We start from the raw sequence: 15,237 nt of genomic DNA, 5'->3' as shown, positions 1-15,237 counted from the left end.
ACTCTTATTATGCTTGAGCCGTGTGCGGTGAAAATCGCATGCACGGTTCTTAGGGGGGAGGGGTTCTGGTAACAGACCCTTCCTACCCTACCCTAACTTGCCACGCCTACCGCCATGAGCAACTCCCTGATCGACACGGCACCCGGCTACGACCAGCCCATCGCCGTCCTCAAACATTGCCACGACAAGATCCGCAAGCAATTGCAAACCTTGCAAAACCTGCTGAGCCACTTGCCCCAGCACGGCGCCGATGCGGCAGCGCAGCAGGCGGCGCAGGCGGTGCAGAAATATTTCAACAAGGCTGCCCATCTGCATCACGACGATGAGGAAGTCGACCTGCTGCCCATGCTCCAGGCGACGGCGCAAAACGAGGACGCCGCCCTCCTGCGCACCCTGGCGCCCGCAATTCTGGAGCAGCACCAGCAAATGGATAAAGACTGGCATATAATCGATTCGCAACTCGACAAGATTGCCAACGGTTCCAGCGCCGCCCTGAATGCAGAGGATGTCACGCGCTTTGTGCAGGCCTATAGCGCCCACATGGAAACCGAAGAGGCCCACATCGCCCCCATGGCAAAACGGATTCTGAGTCCCGCCCAGATGGCTATCCTGGGCGAGGCCATGCAGCAGCGCCGCGGCCTGCTGCCGTCTGCCGGTGGCATCGCCCTGGCCGACCTGAGGATGGATTACGGGCGCGCCAGCCTGTCCGAAGCTGATACGCTGGCTGAACCGGTAGCGCAATTTGCCAAGTGGTTCAATGAAGCCATGAAGGCGCAGGTGAACGAGCCGAACGCGATGAGCGTGGCCACCGTGGGCAGGGACGGGCGCCCCAGTTCGCGCATCGTGCTGATCAAGCAGTACGACGAGCGCGGCTTCACCTGGTACACCAACTATCAGAGCCAAAAAGGCCAGCAACTCGCGGAAAACCCGCATGCCGCCATCCTGTTCTTCTGGCCCGAGCTGGAACGGCAGGTACGCATCGAGGGCCGCGTGGAACAGACATCGGCCGAGGACAGCGACAAGTATTTCTACAGCCGTCCTTTGAAGAGCCAGCTGGGCGCCATCGCGTCGCAGCAAAGCCAGCCGATTGGAAGCCGGGAGCAGATGGAGGCGCAATTCGCCGCGGTGGAAGCGGCAAGCGGCGACAAGCCGCAGCGTCCGGTGCACTGGGGGGGTTACCGCCTGGTGCCGGACCGTGTGGAATTCTGGCAAGGTCGCGCTTCGCGCTTCCACGACAGGATTGTGTACACGCTGCAGGCGGACGGCAGCTGGACCAGGGAACGCATCCAGCCATAAAGCCACCGGGCCTCCAGCGGAACGATGACCAATGGAGGCTCAATGTTTGTACAGAACCGCATCAACGCCTGGGTCGATAGTGTCGCTACCCAGATCTCCATACCCTTGCGGGTCGAACTGTGGAATGGCCGCAGCTTCGATTTCTCCAAGGAGGCCCCGCGCGTGACGATCCGCGTGCCGAATCCTTCGGCTGCGCGCTATCTGCTCTCGCCTTCGCTCTCCAACCTGGGTACGGCGTATGTGGAAGGCGCGATCGAGGTCAAAGGGCGTGCAGCGGATATGATCAAAGTGGTCAACGCGCTGGCGCGCAGCACGCTGCAGGAAAGCGGCAAGCTGTCGCGCATCGTGCGCACCTTCCATCACGACCGCAAGAAAGACGCGGAAGCGATCCGCTACCACTACGACGTCTCCAATGAGTTCTACCAGCAGTTCCTGGACCCGAACATGGTCTATTCCTGCGCCTATTTCGAAAACGGCGACGAGGACCTGGCCAGCGCGCAAATCAAGAAGATCGATCACATCTTGAAAAAAATTCAGCTTCAGCCGGGGCAGACCTTGCTCGACATCGGCTGCGGCTGGGGCGCCCTGGTGATCCGCGCGGCGCAGCAGTATGGCGCGCGCTGTGTGGGCATCACGCTGTCGGAGAACCAGCACGCGCTGGCGACTGAACGGGTGCGCGCGGCAGGACTGGAGCACCTGATCGATATCAGCCTGCAGGATTACCGCGATGTGACCGGCACCTTCGACCGCATCACCAGCGTGGGCATGTTCGAGCACGTCGGCATTCGCCACCTGCAGGAATACTTCGGCATCATCAACCGCCTGCTGGCCGACGATGGCGTATGCATGAATCACGGCATCACATCCACCGATCCGGACAACGGCGAAACGCCTTATGGCGGCGGCGAGTTCATCGAGAAGTACGTGTTCCCGCACGGCGAGCTGGCGCATATCGGCCAGGTACTGAAGGCGATGCAGCAAGGCCAGCTGGAAGCGTTCGACGTGGAAAACCTGCGCCGCCATTACGCCAGGACCTGCGGCATCTGGACCGAGAATTTCGAGCAGAACGAGGAAAAAGTACGCGAACTGGCGGGCGACAAGCGCTTCCGCATCTGGCACGTCTACCTGGCCGGCTGCAGCTACGCCTTCGAACAGGACTGGATCAGCCTGTATCAGATCGTGTGCGGCAAGGCGGGGCGCGCGTCGCAAGCCCTGCCCTGGTCGCGCAAATACATCTACGCGTAGGGCGGATCATCGATCCGCCGTCCACGGCGCGCGCACAACGGCGGATCGATGATCCGCCCTACTTGAGCTTGTTCGAATACATCTTGCGGAACTTGGCCACCTTCGGCTCCACTACGAAAGCGCAGTAACCCTGCAAAGGGTGCTGCGCGAAGTAGTTCTGGTGATAGTCCTCAGCCTTGTAATAGGGCTGGGCGGCCGACAGTTCCGTCACGATGGGCGCATCCCACACATGGGCCATCTCCGCGATGACCTGGCGCGCGGTCGCTTCCTGCTCCGGCGACTGGTGGTAAATCACCGAGCGGTACTGGGTGCCGACATCGTTGCCCTGGCGGTTCAGGGTGGTCGGGTCGTGGATGGTGAAGAAGATTTCCAGAATGTCACGATAACTGATGACGGCCGGGTCGTATTCCAGCCGCACGACCTCCGCATGGCCGGTATCGCCCGTGCATACCTGTTCGTAGCTCGGATTCGGCGCAGCGCCGCCCGAATAGCCGGATTCCACCTTGGCAATCCCGCGTACTTGCAGATACACCGCCTCGGTACACCAGAAGCAGCCGCCGCCTAATACTGCGACTTCGCTCATAGAAACCTCCCTGACATGTCAGTTTCCCTACTGTATCCCAAACCAACCCTGTATGCTTGCAGTTTGCCGCCATACTGAAAATCGAGGTCGCTTTCGCCAAGGTTTTACTGGACGGCTTTTGAGATAATTGTTTCGAATTAAACAGGTTCAGCATGAATACTAGCTCCCCCCGCGCCGAATTGCGCGAGTTCGACAGTACCCAATTTCGCCAGGCGCTGTCGCAATTTGCCACAGGTGTCTGCGTGATCACCACACGCTTGGCCGATGGCGGGTTCCGCGGGTTGACAGCCAGTTCATTCAATTCCGTTTCCCTGGAGCCGCCGCTGGTGCTGTGGAGCCTGGGTACGGGAGCCAACAGCCTGCCCATATTCAGTGGCAATTCGCACTATGTGATCAATGTGCTCAGCGCCGACCAGGCCCATCTGGCGAAGCTGTTTTCCACCCGCACCGAAGATCCTTTCGGCAATGTGGAATTCGAGCTGTCGCGCACGGGCCAGCCTGTCCTGAAGGGTTGCACCGCGTGGTTCGAATGCCACAACCGCAGCCGCTATCCGGAGGGCGACCACGTGATTTTCGTGGGCGAGGTCGAGCATTGCGAATTGACGCCGCGCGCGCCGCTGGTCTTCCACGGCGGGCAGTTTGTTGGGCTGGAGCGCCCCTGAAGTAGAAACTTTATCAACCAATAGAGAGAGACAATGAGCCAGACGAAAGCCCCCTTCCACTGGGACGATCCGCTGCTGCTGAACAGCCAGCTGACGGACGAAGAGCGCATGGTGCGCGACGCCGCCGCCGCCTACTGCCAGGACAAGCTGGCGCCGCGCATCCTGGAAGCCTTCCGCCACGAGCGGATGGATACGTCGATCTTCAAGGAGATGGGCGAACTGGGCCTGCTGGGCCCGACGATTCCGGAACAATACGGCGGCCCAGGCCTGGGCTACGTGGCCTACGGCCTGATCGCGCGCGAAGTGGAGCGCGTCGACTCCGGCTACCGCTCGATGATGTCCGTGCAATCCTCGCTCGTGATGGTGCCGATCTATGAATTCGGTACCGAAGAACAGCGCCAGAAATTCCTGCCGAAGCTGGCCACCGGCGAATGGATCGGCTGCTTCGGTCTGACCGAGCCGAACCACGGTTCCGATCCGGGCTCCATGGTGACCCGCGCTCGGAAAGTGGCGGGCGGCTATTCCCTGACCGGCTCCAAGATGTGGATCACCAATTCCCCGGTTGCCGACGTGTTCGTGGTGTGGGCCAAGGATGACGAAGGCGCGATTCGCGGCTTCATCCTGGAAAAAGGCATGAAAGGCCTGTCCGCGCCGGCAATTCACGGCAAGTTCGGTCTGCGTGCTTCCATCACCGGCGAAATCGTGATGGATGAAGTGTTCTGCCCGGAAGAAAACGCCTTCCCGGACGTGCGCGGCCTGAAAGGTCCGTTCACCTGCCTGAACTCGGCACGCTACGGCATCGCCTGGGGCGCGCTGGGCGCTGCGGAAGCCTGCTGGCACACCGCCCGCCAGTACACCCTGGACCGCAAGCAATTCGGCCGTCCACTGGCCGCCAACCAGCTGGTGCAGAAGAAGCTGGCCGATATGCAGACCGAAATCACCCTGGGCCTGCAAGGCTGCTTGCGCCTGGGCCGCATGAAGGACGAAGGCACGGCTGCGGTCGAAATCACCTCGATGATGAAGCGCAATTCCTGCGGCAAGTCGCTGGACATCGCCCGCGTGGCGCGCGACATGCTGGGTGGTAACGGTATTTCGGACGAGTTCGGCATCATCCGCCACATGGTGAACCTGGAAGTGGTCAATACCTACGAAGGTACCCACGATATCCACGCCCTGATCCTGGGCCGTGCCCAGACCGGCATCCAGGCCTTCCAGTAATCAAAACCCCCGGCCCAAAAGCAAGTGGCAGGCACGATGTGCCTGCCACTAGAGTTACGCTCTTGGTCTTAAATCAGAACTTGTAGCCGATTGCCAGGGTGACTGCGATCGGGTCGAGCTTGGCAGTGATGCTCTGGCCGGTGCTGAAGTGCGCGGTGGTCTTCAGCTTGGTCTTGATTACGGAAACGTCGCCGAACCAGTGCTCATTGATGCGGTAAGTGCCACCGATCTGCGCGTTACCGGCCCACTTGGAATCCATCTCGAAGGTCACCGGCTTGCCTGCGCCCGGATCGATGAAGGCGGTCAGCGTGGCGGAGCCAGTTTCCTTGCGGAAGTAAGCGTAGGTGATGCCCAGGCCGACGTAAGGACGGAACTTCGCGTTCGGCTCCATGAAGCGGTACTGGAACATCAGGGTCGGTGGCAGCGCTTCCGCGGTGCCCAGCTTGCCAACGCCCTTGATCATGCCGTCGCCGCTCAAATCATGCTTGAGCGGTGCACCCAGCAGCAGCTCGGTGCTGATGTTATCGGTGATCATGTAGGCGCCGGTGACCAGCGGCTTGGTGTCGGCACTGACATCGGTCTTCGAGCCCGGCAGGGTCGGCGCGGTGAACTCGCCGCTTTCCACTTGCGGCATCAGGCGGTTGACACCGACCTTGACCATGTACTCGCCCTTCGACTGCGCTTGCGCGCCCATCGACAGGCCCATTGCGGCGGCCAGGGCCGCCAGCTTGGCTACGTGTTGCATACGAATTTTCATAGTGTCTCCTGTGGTCTTGGGCTGATTACATCCAGCCCTTGAGGGCCATCTTTTCAGACACATAGCGTGCCAGCAGCTTGTGGTTGAACGGGGTCGGGTGCACCGAGTCCGCATAGGAGTAGTGGCTCACGTCGCCGGCCTTCAGGTTGCCGCCGTTGCAGGTCAGCGAGCTGGCCAGCGGGTTCTTCGGCGAAGCCAGGTCGCAGGCGGTGTCCTTCACATTGGTCAGGCCGTATGGCGCAGGGTTGGTCGCCTGGTCGTGGCTGACGAAGTACACGTCCACCAGTTGCACATTGGCTTCAGTGGCCAGGCCGTTGGTCAGCTGGTCGTTGAAAGCTTTGACCATGGCGCCGATCAGGGTGCGGGTATTGGCATCCTGCGCCAGGCCGCTTGGCGTGCTGGCCACGTCAGGCATATTGTTGACGACCACGAACTTGGCGCCATTGGCCAGCAGCTGGTTCTTCACCAGTGCCACCAGTTCGGCACCGGCCTGGCCCAGTGCCGCCACCAGATCCGGGCCGTGCGCTGCGGCGTAGTCGGCGCCGGCCTTGGTGCCGGCGGCAGTCGCGTCGGCCTGTGCCTTGGCAACCATCGGACCGTACACGGCAGGGGAAGCGGCGGAGGTATTTCCTGCCATCACGGCAGCAGTCACGGCAGCCTGCACCACGCTGGTGTCGGTGTGGCCAGGACGTGCAGCCTCGGAAGCGACGGCCAGGCCGATCGATTGTGCTGCGGTTTGCGGATTCGGTGCGCCGGCAGCCAGCTGGCCGACCAGGCTGGTAGCAAAGGTCTGTGCGCCCGCCGCGGTACCGGCGGCGGTGGCGTTCTTGCTCAGCTCGTCCAGGCCTTCCAGAATGTCGTTACCGCCGGCCATGACCAGCACCAGCTCGTCCCCTTTGAACTTGCCGCCGACCTTGGCCAGGTGATTCGAGATTTGCTTGGCGACAGGCACGGTCAGTGCGCCCAGCGCGCTGCCGGTAGCCTTGTTGCCCGGACCAACCGGGTTGGTCACACGGGCGCCGCCCTGTGCATAGTTATTGCAGCTGGTGTTGGTGGCCACAGGCACGTTGAAGCCTTTGGTGGCATCGCCTTCCAGGCCGGTCATGTATGGGCACTGAGTGCCCAGGCCGACCTGATTCGCCAGCAGCTCGGTCCAGGTGAGGCCGGTCAGCGCTTCGTTGACCGAGGTATTGTTGCCATTGATGGTGAACTTGCCGCCGCCCAGGGCTTTGACGGTACCCACGGCGTAAGTACCAATGTCGGACAGGCTGTCGCCAAAGACAATCTGTGCGGAATATTTGACTTTAGGGGTTTGATCGCCGGCACGTGGGCCGCTGCCACCACCACAACCTGCAATTACTGCTGCCGCAGCCGCTGCAACTGCGGCCAACGCGAATTTCGTATGACGCATTTTGTCTCCTGGGGGTAAATATTCTTATGCATGCGAACGCTTGTGCTATTCGCAGTCCAAATAATATGCCAGCACCAATGAGACTTATACAAGGGAAATTTTGTAGAAACGGCAGTATTTACACTGCCGCGTTGCATGATCAGCGCAGCGAGGCGTTGAAGAACTGGCGAGCGGCTAGCAAGCAGAAAGGCGCTGCATAGCGGGAGTGATAGCGTTCGCCGACGGCTTCATCGGGATTTTTGCCGTCCTTGATGGCGCTGGCGCGCGCCGTTTCAAGTACATGCGCGAACGAAAGACGCAGCGGTGTGAACTGGTCCTGCTGGGCATGCGCTTCCAGATCGAGCAGCACCGGCTTGCTGCCGTGCGCTTCGAAATAGCTTGCGGTCGCCGTGGCATTTGCGAACGGCACGGCCTGGTCGCCGGCGCCGCCGCACAGCAGCAGCGGGCTTTGCGGCGTATAGCTGCGCAGGTCGTTCTTCAGCATCCATTTGCGCAGATTGTTATGCGAGGTGCAGCCCGCGCCCGGATCGCCATTGCAGGGGAAGCTGGCCATGTCCTGCAGATAGGCGTCGCGGTAGCTGCTGCGCACCAGGTGCGGATCGGCGAAGAAGGCACTGGCGCCGGCCGACTGAGGCTGCGAGTCCGGCGCAAACAAGCCGCGCGTCGGCAGCTTGCCGCGCTTGAACAGATCGGTGCGCGACATGCTGCCGGGCAGCAGTGTTTCGATGCCCGCTGCGTACTGGCTTTCATAGAAGTCGCCCGGCGTGCCGTAGATGGCAGCTCCCGCCTTCTGCGCCGAGGTCGCGATCAGCGGCAGATAGACCGTGATGCCCGCATTCGGTTTGCCGCTGAAAACGTTATCCGAGAACTGCGCCAGCGCATACGGCCCGGACAGACCTGCTGCCGCCGTCACAGTGAATTCATTGCTGTACTGCTGCTGGATGGCGCGCTGCGTGGCCAGCGCCACGAAGCCGCCCTGGGAATAGCCCGCGACGAACAGCTGCTGCGAGTAGCCCTGCTTCAGGCGCGCCAGCGCGATGTGCGCAGCGCGCAAGGCATCGACCATATCCGCCGATTGCTGCTCCGCGTTCAGATACGGATGGTAAGGCAGCGAGGAACCGTCATACCCCGCGTAATTGGGCGCCACGACGATATAGCCCTGCGATGCGAACAAAGCCGCCACCAGTTGCGCCTCGCCGCGCAGGCGGGCCATATTGTGGTCCTTGGCGATCGACGTGCCGTGCGCGTACAGCAGGATGGGACGATCGCCTTTGCACATCGCCTCCTTGCCGGTGGGCGTGATGATGGCGGCGCTGGCGTCGGTCGGCTCGCCATGGCCGCCCACGGTGTTGTAGCGCACCGAATACGTGGTGATGGTGCAGTGCGGCTCGCCCACCGCTTCGCGCAGCGCGTCCGATGCGCGCGTGAGCAACTCGTTCAGCGTCGAAGGTTCGATGTGCTTCATGCTGATCGGACCCACGCTGATTTTCTGCATCGTAGGGCCGGACAGGATTTTGCCGCGTTGCGAAGGCTGCACCGTCATGGCGGAACGCGCCGCCGATGCGCCGCCGGTGGCCGTGGCAACACCTGCCGCAGAAACGGGCGGCGCGGCACTCAGGGGCAACAGGCTTGGTTCTGGAGGGTCGGCAAAAACCGGGGCTGCGGCCAGGACAGCCGCCAGCGTTGCTGCGAGAAGTCGTAAAGAGAACATCACAGCCTCCATGCGCAACGCGCAGGAGGCTGATCTCCCCGGCGGTTACGGCGTCAGGAAACGCTCGATAATGCCGGCGGAACCGAAGGCGGCACGGCGCAGGCGATCGTTCACGCCAGCCCATGCGGCATCCTGCGGCGGTGCTTCAACGAGGATCAGATCGACCTGCTCCTGGTCCATCGCACGCAGCGCGGCATACACACCATAAGCATACCCCTTTGGCTCATCGGGGAGCGCAACATATGGCGCCCTGGCTGCGATTGGCGTGTAGTGAATCAGCGCCACCCTGCGGCCACGGGCGGCGAGCGCGGAAACGGTGTCCGGGATGTCGCGGGTTGGCAACAGCGCCACCGGCGCTTTCGGTGCGTAATGCGATTCCAGCGTACCGGATGCGCGCGGCGCGGCCTGGTCGGGTGCCTGCGGCAGTTGTCCGATCACTTGCGCGATCTCCTCGGCGGAGATGTGACCTGGACGCAAGAGTACCGGGCCATGCGTGGCCATACGCGAGAGATCGAGGATGGTCGATTCGATGCCGACCTGGCTGTTGCCGCCATCGAGCACCGCAGCGATCACGTTGCCCGCGCCGACTTCTCCGGCGAATTCATCGCGCACGTGCTGCGCGGTGGTCGGGCTGACGTTGCCAAATTTATTGGCCGATGGTGCAGCGACGCCGCCCTTGCCGTTCTTGAACGCGGACAGCAGTTCAATTGCCACCGGATGCGATGGGCAGCGGATGCCAACGGTGTCCTGCCCGCCGGATACCGCATCGGGAATATGCGCGTTGCGCTTCAGGATCAGCGTCAGCGGACCGGGCCAGAACGCCTTGACCAGCTGGCGCGCTGCGTCAGGGACATCGGTTACCCAGTAATCGAGATCGGCGCCGGGAGCGACGTGCACGATCACCGGATGGTCTTGCGGGCGGCCTTTGGCGGCGTAGATCTTTGCCACCGCGGCCGGATTTTCAGCGTCCGCACCGAGGCCATACACGGTCTCGGTGGGGAACGCGACCAGCTCGCCGGCCGCCAGCGCATCGGCTGCCGCGGCAACGGCGTGGAACTGCTCGGTCATGGCGCGATACCCAGGATGGCGCAGGCGGCGTTCAAATGCTGCTGCGCTTCCGCCAGCGTCGGCGCGACGAAGGTCAGGTGGCCCATCTTGCGTGCACGGCGCGGATCTTCCTTGCCGTACAGGTGCAGATTGGCGCCCGGCAGTGCCAGCACCTTGTCCCACGCCGGTTCACGCTGCAAATCGCCGTCAAACCAGATATCGCCGAGGATGTTCAGCATCACGGCCGGCGAGTGCTGGCGCACATCGCCCAGCGGCAGCCTGGCCATCGCGCGGACTTGCTGCGCGAACTGGCTGGTGACGCAGGCATCGATGGTGTAATGGCCGCTGTTGTGCGGACGCGGCGCCATCTCGTTCACGACCAGCGAACCATCCGCCAGCACGAAGAACTCGATGCACAGCACACCCACATAACCCAGCTCCGCCACGATGGCCTGTGCCGCATCCTGCGCCTTGCGGGCGCATTCGGCGGACACATTCGGTCCCGGCACCGTGGTGGTGAACAGGATGCCGTCGCGGTGCACGTTTTCGGCGATCGGATACACAACCGACTGGCCATCGGCGCCACGCGCGGTCAGCACGGACACTTCATACGCCAGCGGCAGCATCTTCTCCAGCAGGCAGGTGACCTCGCCCATGGATTCGAAGGCGGCGCGCACATCTTCACGCGACTTCACGCGCACCTGGCCCTTGCCGTCGTAACCCATGCGCACCGTTTTCAGGATGCCCGGCAGCAGATCATCGGCGATGGCGTCGATGTCGGCTTGCGAAGCGATTACTTTATGCGGTGCAGGCATCACGCCGGATTTCGGCGCACAGGAAACGAAGAAGGATTTTTCCGCCACGCGGTCCTGCGCCACGGACACGCCGTGCGCATTCGGCGCAACGAAGACCGATTGCGCCAGACGCGACAAGCTGTCGGCCGGCACGTTCTCGAACTCGGTGGTGACCGCCACGCATTGCGCGGCCAACGCATCGAGGCCGGCAGCGTCGCTGTAGCCGGCGTTGATCAGGCGATTGGCCGCCTGGCCCGCCGGGCAATCATCGGATGGTTCCAGCACGGCCACGCTGTAGCCCATGCTTTGCGCGGCGTGGGCGAACATGCGGCCAAGCTGGCCGCCGCCCATCACACCCAGCCACGCTGGTGGGTTGGTTGCATTACTCATTATTCAGACGGCAGTTTCATGGCCTGTGCGGCGGCGGTTTGCTGGGCGCGGAAATCGGACAGCTTGGCAGCCAGCGCATCGTCGGTGGTGGCGATGATGGCAACGGCAGTCAGGGCCGCGTTGGCGGCGCCCGCTTCACCAATGGCGAAGGTGGATACCGGCACGCCCTTCGGCATCTGCACGATGGACAGCAGCGAATCTTCGCCACGCAGGTACTTCGACGGCACAGGCACGCCCAGCACCGGCACGATGGTCATGGCAGCGACCATGCCAGGCAGGTGGGCAGCGCCGCCAGCGCCGGCGATGATGGCGCGCAGGCCACGCTCACGCGCGCTCTTGGCGTATGCGTACATCTCGTCCGGCATGCGGTGCGCGGAAATCACCTGGGCCTCGTAAGGCACGCCAAACTGCTTGAGGATGGCCACGGCATTCTGCATCACGTCCCAGTCCGAGGACGAGCCCATGATCACGCCGACCAGCGGCTTGTTCTGGTCTGCCATGCTTATACCTTCAGCTTCTCGCCGGTCAGGCGCTCGATGGCTTCGAAATACTTGGCCTGGGTTTTGTCGATCACGTCAGCCGGCAGCGCTGGTGCTGGCGGGGACTTGTTCCAGTCCTTCAGCGTTTCCAGGTAGTCGCGCACGAATTGCTTGTCGTAGGACGGTGGCGAGATGCCTGGACGGTAGGAGTCGGCTGGCCAGAAACGCGAGGAGTCGGCAGTCAGCACTTCATCCATCAGGTGCAGCACGCCGTTGTCATCCAGGCCGAACTCGAATTTGGTGTCGGCGATGATGATGCCCTTGGTGGCGGCGTAATCGGCGGCGGTGGTGTACAGCTTGATCGCCACGTCGCGGATCTTGGCGGCCAGTTCGGCGCCGATGCGCTGTTCCATGTCTTCGAAGCTGATGTTTTCATCATGCTCGCCCAGGTCGGCTTTGGCGGCCGGGGTGAAGATCGGCTGCGGCAGCTTGTCGGCTTGCTGCAGGCCTTCCGGCAGCTTGATGCCGCAGATGGAACCGGTGGCCTGGTAGTCCTTCCAGCCGGAACCGATGATGTAGCCGCGCACCACGGCTTCCACCAGGATCGGCTTCAGACGCTTGGCTACGACGGCGCGGCCTTTGACCTGGTCCACTTCATCGGCTGCCACCACGGATTCCGGCGTAACGCCGGTCAGGTGGTTCGGCACGATGTGCCCCAGTTTCTCGAACCAGAAATCGCTCATCTGGTTCAGGACCATGCCCTTGCCGGGGATAGGCTCGTTCATCACGACGTCGAAGGCGGACAGGCGGTCGGTGGTGACGATCAGGATCTTGTCGGTGCCAACGGCGTAGTTGTCGCGGACTTTGCCGTGGCCCAGCAGCGGCAGGGATTTGATAGTGGACTTGTAAAGGCTGTTCATAGCGGGGGAATTCTGAAAATTTAAAACCGGGGGAAACCTGGTGGCAGGCACGTTGTGCCAGCCACCTTGGACGCGGCAGTGGCCGGATGGCTGCCACATCGTGGCTGCCATCAGCACTTACCGGTTTTACTTCACGATCTGGGCCAGTTCACCGGCCTTGTAGCGCTCTGCCATCTTCTCCATCGGGATCGGCTTGATCTTGCCGGCCTGGCCTTCGCAGCCGAATGCCTGCAGGCGCGCCTTCACGATTTCTTCAGCGGCAGCACGGGCTGGCTTCAGGTAATCGCGCGGGTCGAACTTGGATGGGTTCTCGAACAGGTACTTGCGGATCGCAGCGGTCATGGCCAGACGGATATCGGTGTCGATATTGATCTTGCGCACGCCGTGACGGATGCCTTCCTGGATCTCTTCCACCGGCACGCCGTAGGTTTCCTTCATGTCACCGCCGAATTCGCGGATGATGGCCAGCAGATCCTGTGGCACCGACGAAGAACCGTGCATCACCAGGTGGGTGTTAGGAATGCGGGCGTGGATTTCCTTGATGCGGTCGATCGCCAGGATGTCGCCGGTTGGCTTGCGGGTGAACTTGTACGCGCCGTGCGAGGTGCCGATGGCGATCGCCAGCGCGTCGCACTGGGTCTTCTGCACGAAGTCGGCGGCTTGCGCCACGTCGGTCAGCAGCTGCTCGCGGGTCATGGTGCCTTCCGCGCCGTGACCGTCTTCCTTGTCGCCCTTCATGGTTTCCAGGGAACCCAGCACGCCCAGTTCCGCTTCCACGGTCACGCCGATGGAGTGGGCGAACTTCACCACTTCCTTGGACACGTCCACGTTGTATTCGTAGGAAGCGACAGACTTGCCGTCAGCCTGCAGGGAGCCGTCCATCATCACCGAGGTGAAGCCGGAGCGGATGGCAGCCATGCAGACGGCCGGGGACTGGCCGTGGTCCTGGTGCATCACCACTGGGATGTGCGGGTAAGCTTCCACGGCTGCATCGATCAGGTGGCGCAGGAAGGCTTCGCCGGCGTATTTGCGGGCGCCGGCGGACGCCTGCATGATCACCGGGCTGTTCAGCGCGTCGGCGGCGGCCATGATGGCCTGCACCTGTTCCAGGTTGTTGACGTTGAATGCCGGGATGCCATAGCCGTGTTCAGCGGCGTGGTCCAGCAGTTGACGCATGGATACGAGAGACATGGTGGTACTCCAATCAATAAAGAAATCTGTCGTTTAGCGCTGTTCTGCGCGGTGCGTGAATTCGCCGACCTTGACGATGCGCAACGCATTCGTACCGCCGACTTTGCCCATCGGCGCACCCCAGGTAACCACAATCATATCCCCCTTTTTGGCAATGCCCTGTTGCACGAGCAGGTCTTCCGCGGCGCGCAGCACGACGTCGGTCGGTGCGTCCTGCATCAGCTGGAAGGAGCGTACATTGCGGTACAGGGTGGCCTTGCGCTGCGTGGTGACGCTCGGCGTCAACGCAACGATCGGAGTGTCGATACTGTGGCGGCTCATCCACAAGGCAGTGGAACCGGATTCGGTGAGGGCCACGATGGCTTTCACGCGCAGGTGGTGCGCAGTGAACAGGGCGCCGTAGGCGATCGACTGGTCGATGCGGGTGAAGCGCACGTTCAGGAAATCAGCGTCCAGCTTGTTGTATTCGGATTGCTCGGCTTCCACGCAGATCGCGGCCATCATTTCGACAGTCTCGACCGGGTACTTGCCGGAGGCGGTTTCGGCGGAAGTCATCACGGCGTCAGTGCCGTCCAGCACGGCGTTGGCCACGTCGGATACTTCGGCGCGGGTCGGCACGGCGTTGAAGATCATCGACTCCATCATCTGGGTCGCGGTGATGGCGATCTTGTTCGATTCGCGCGCCATCTTGATCATACGCTTCTGCAGCGCAGGCACAGCGGCATTGCCCACTTCCACCGCCAGGTCGCCACGCGCCACCATGATGCCGTCGGAGGCGTTCAGGATTTCCTGCAGCGCAGGGATCGCCTCAGCGCGCTCGATCTTGGCGATCATCATCGGCTTGAAGCCGAAAGGCTCGCCGGCGATGTTGGCCAGCTGGCGTGCCATTTCCATATCGGTGGCGTTCTTCGGGAAGGAGATGGCCAGATAATCAGCCTGGAAGGACATCGCGGTCTTGATGTCTTCCATGTCCTTGGCGGTCAGGGCCGGCGCGGTCAGGCCGCCGCCCTGGCGGTTGATGCCCTTGTTGTTGGACAGCTCGCCGCCGATTTTTACGGTGGTGTAGATTTCGTGGGCAACGATCTTGTCCACGGTCAGCACGATCAGGCCGTCGTTCAGCAGCAGCACATCGTTCGGCTTCAGGTCGTTCGGCAGTGCCTTGTAGTCCAGGCCCACGCGCTCCTGGTTGCCCAGCTCGCCGTTCTCGCCCCACTTCGCATCGAGGATGAATTTGTCGCCGTTGGCCAGCTCGATCTTGTTGTTCTCGAATTTACCGATGCGGATCTTCGGACCCTGCATATCGGCCATGATCGCCACTTCCTTACCGCATTCAGCAGCGGCCTGGCGCACCAGTTTGGCGCGGTCGATGTGGTCTTGCGCCTTGCCGTGCGAGAAATTCAGACGCACGACGTCGGTGCCGGCCTTGATCATGCGGATCAGGACGTTCAGGTCAGTGGATGCAGGGCCGATGGTTGAGACGATCTTGGTGCCACGAGACATTAGAGAGTTCCTCGATATGTGCGGTGAGAGTAA

At 62.2% G+C, this 15,237-nt stretch carries 14 protein-coding genes; 4 read left to right on the top strand and 10 right to left on the bottom strand.

The annotated features are described in order from the left end of the window. Positions 1-114: 114 nt before the first annotated feature. Together pdxH and AB4Z19_RS12740 are read left to right on the top strand one after the other, a co-directional pair. Positions 115-1,296: a pyridoxamine 5'-phosphate oxidase gene (gene pdxH, locus AB4Z19_RS12745; protein WP_442035367.1), complete on the top strand. Its 1,182-nt coding sequence runs from the start codon at positions 115-117 to the stop codon at positions 1,294-1,296. 42 nt (positions 1,297-1,338) lie between these two features. Continuing rightward, positions 1,339-2,541 (top strand): class I SAM-dependent methyltransferase, encoded by a 1,203-nt coding sequence (locus tag AB4Z19_RS12740; protein WP_442022311.1) that lies wholly within the window; start codon positions 1,339-1,341, stop codon positions 2,539-2,541. Between the two features lie 58 nt (positions 2,542-2,599). Here AB4Z19_RS12740 and msrA read toward each other — a convergent pair whose 3' ends face one another. Continuing rightward, positions 2,600-3,124 carry a peptide-methionine (S)-S-oxide reductase MsrA gene (msrA, locus tag AB4Z19_RS12735; protein WP_442022313.1) on the bottom strand — a complete coding sequence of 175 codons (525 nt, stop codon included), beginning with the start codon at positions 3,122-3,124 and terminating at the stop codon, positions 2,600-2,602. A gap of 152 nt (positions 3,125-3,276) precedes the next feature. On the opposite strand from msrA, the gene AB4Z19_RS12730 reads away from it, so the two are divergent. Then, entirely contained in the window at positions 3,277-3,786 is a 510-nt protein-coding gene (locus tag AB4Z19_RS12730) for a flavin reductase family protein (protein ID WP_442035366.1), read from the top strand. A 33-nt stretch (positions 3,787-3,819) separates the two neighbouring features. Then, positions 3,820-5,004 (top strand): acyl-CoA dehydrogenase, encoded by a 1,185-nt coding sequence (locus AB4Z19_RS12725; protein WP_442022317.1) that lies wholly within the window; start codon positions 3,820-3,822, stop codon positions 5,002-5,004. A 73-nt stretch (positions 5,005-5,077) separates the two neighbouring features. Here AB4Z19_RS12725 and AB4Z19_RS12720 read toward each other — a convergent pair whose 3' ends face one another. The 9 genes from AB4Z19_RS12720 to pyk all read right to left on the bottom strand — a co-directional run bounded on the left by AB4Z19_RS12720 (position 5,078) and on the right by pyk (position 15,204). Then, positions 5,078-5,761: an OmpW/AlkL family protein gene (locus AB4Z19_RS12720; RefSeq protein WP_442035365.1), complete on the bottom strand. Its 684-nt coding sequence runs from the start codon at positions 5,759-5,761 to the stop codon at positions 5,078-5,080. Between the two features lie 25 nt (positions 5,762-5,786). Then, on the bottom strand, positions 5,787-7,172 hold the full coding sequence (locus AB4Z19_RS12715; protein WP_442022321.1) for an SGNH/GDSL hydrolase family protein: 1,386 nt from the start codon (positions 7,170-7,172) through the stop codon (positions 5,787-5,789). 139 nt (positions 7,173-7,311) lie between these two features. Beyond that, positions 7,312-8,883 carry an alpha/beta hydrolase family protein gene (locus tag AB4Z19_RS12710; RefSeq protein WP_442022323.1) on the bottom strand — a complete coding sequence of 524 codons (1,572 nt, stop codon included), beginning with the start codon at positions 8,881-8,883 and terminating at the stop codon, positions 7,312-7,314. A 45-nt stretch (positions 8,884-8,928) separates the two neighbouring features. Continuing rightward, positions 8,929-9,951, bottom strand: a complete 1,023-nt coding sequence (locus AB4Z19_RS12705) for an L-threonylcarbamoyladenylate synthase (protein ID WP_442022325.1) — start codon at positions 9,949-9,951, stop codon at positions 8,929-8,931. After that, the gene (locus AB4Z19_RS12700) at positions 9,948-11,114 is read right to left on the bottom strand and encodes a 5-(carboxyamino)imidazole ribonucleotide synthase (protein ID WP_442022327.1); all 1,167 of its coding nucleotides are present in this window, start codon (positions 11,112-11,114) and stop codon (positions 9,948-9,950) included. Before AB4Z19_RS12700 ends, AB4Z19_RS12705 begins: the two co-directional genes overlap by 4 nt. Further along, a complete protein-coding gene (gene purE / locus AB4Z19_RS12695; protein WP_442022329.1) occupies positions 11,114-11,614 on the bottom strand; it encodes a 5-(carboxyamino)imidazole ribonucleotide mutase in 501 nt (166 codons plus the stop codon). Before purE ends, AB4Z19_RS12700 begins: the two co-directional genes overlap by 1 nt. A gap of 2 nt (positions 11,615-11,616) precedes the next feature. Next, the gene (locus AB4Z19_RS12690) at positions 11,617-12,513 is read right to left on the bottom strand and encodes a phosphoribosylaminoimidazolesuccinocarboxamide synthase (RefSeq protein ID WP_442035364.1); all 897 of its coding nucleotides are present in this window, start codon (positions 12,511-12,513) and stop codon (positions 11,617-11,619) included. Positions 12,514-12,639: 126 nt separating this feature from the next. Next, positions 12,640-13,704 (bottom strand): class II fructose-bisphosphate aldolase, encoded by a 1,065-nt coding sequence (gene fba / locus AB4Z19_RS12685; RefSeq protein ID WP_442022333.1) that lies wholly within the window; start codon positions 13,702-13,704, stop codon positions 12,640-12,642. A gap of 33 nt (positions 13,705-13,737) precedes the next feature. Next, positions 13,738-15,204 carry a pyruvate kinase gene (gene pyk, locus AB4Z19_RS12680; RefSeq protein WP_442022335.1) on the bottom strand — a complete coding sequence of 489 codons (1,467 nt, stop codon included), beginning with the start codon at positions 15,202-15,204 and terminating at the stop codon, positions 13,738-13,740. Between the last annotated feature and the right edge of the window lie 33 nt (positions 15,205-15,237).

Source organism: Pseudoduganella sp. RAF19, assembly GCF_052114165.1.
Lineage (GTDB): Bacteria > Pseudomonadota > Gammaproteobacteria > Burkholderiales > Burkholderiaceae_D > Rugamonas.
The sequence above is the reverse complement of the archived record's forward strand: the minus strand, read 5'-3'. Positions and strand labels throughout refer to the sequence as shown.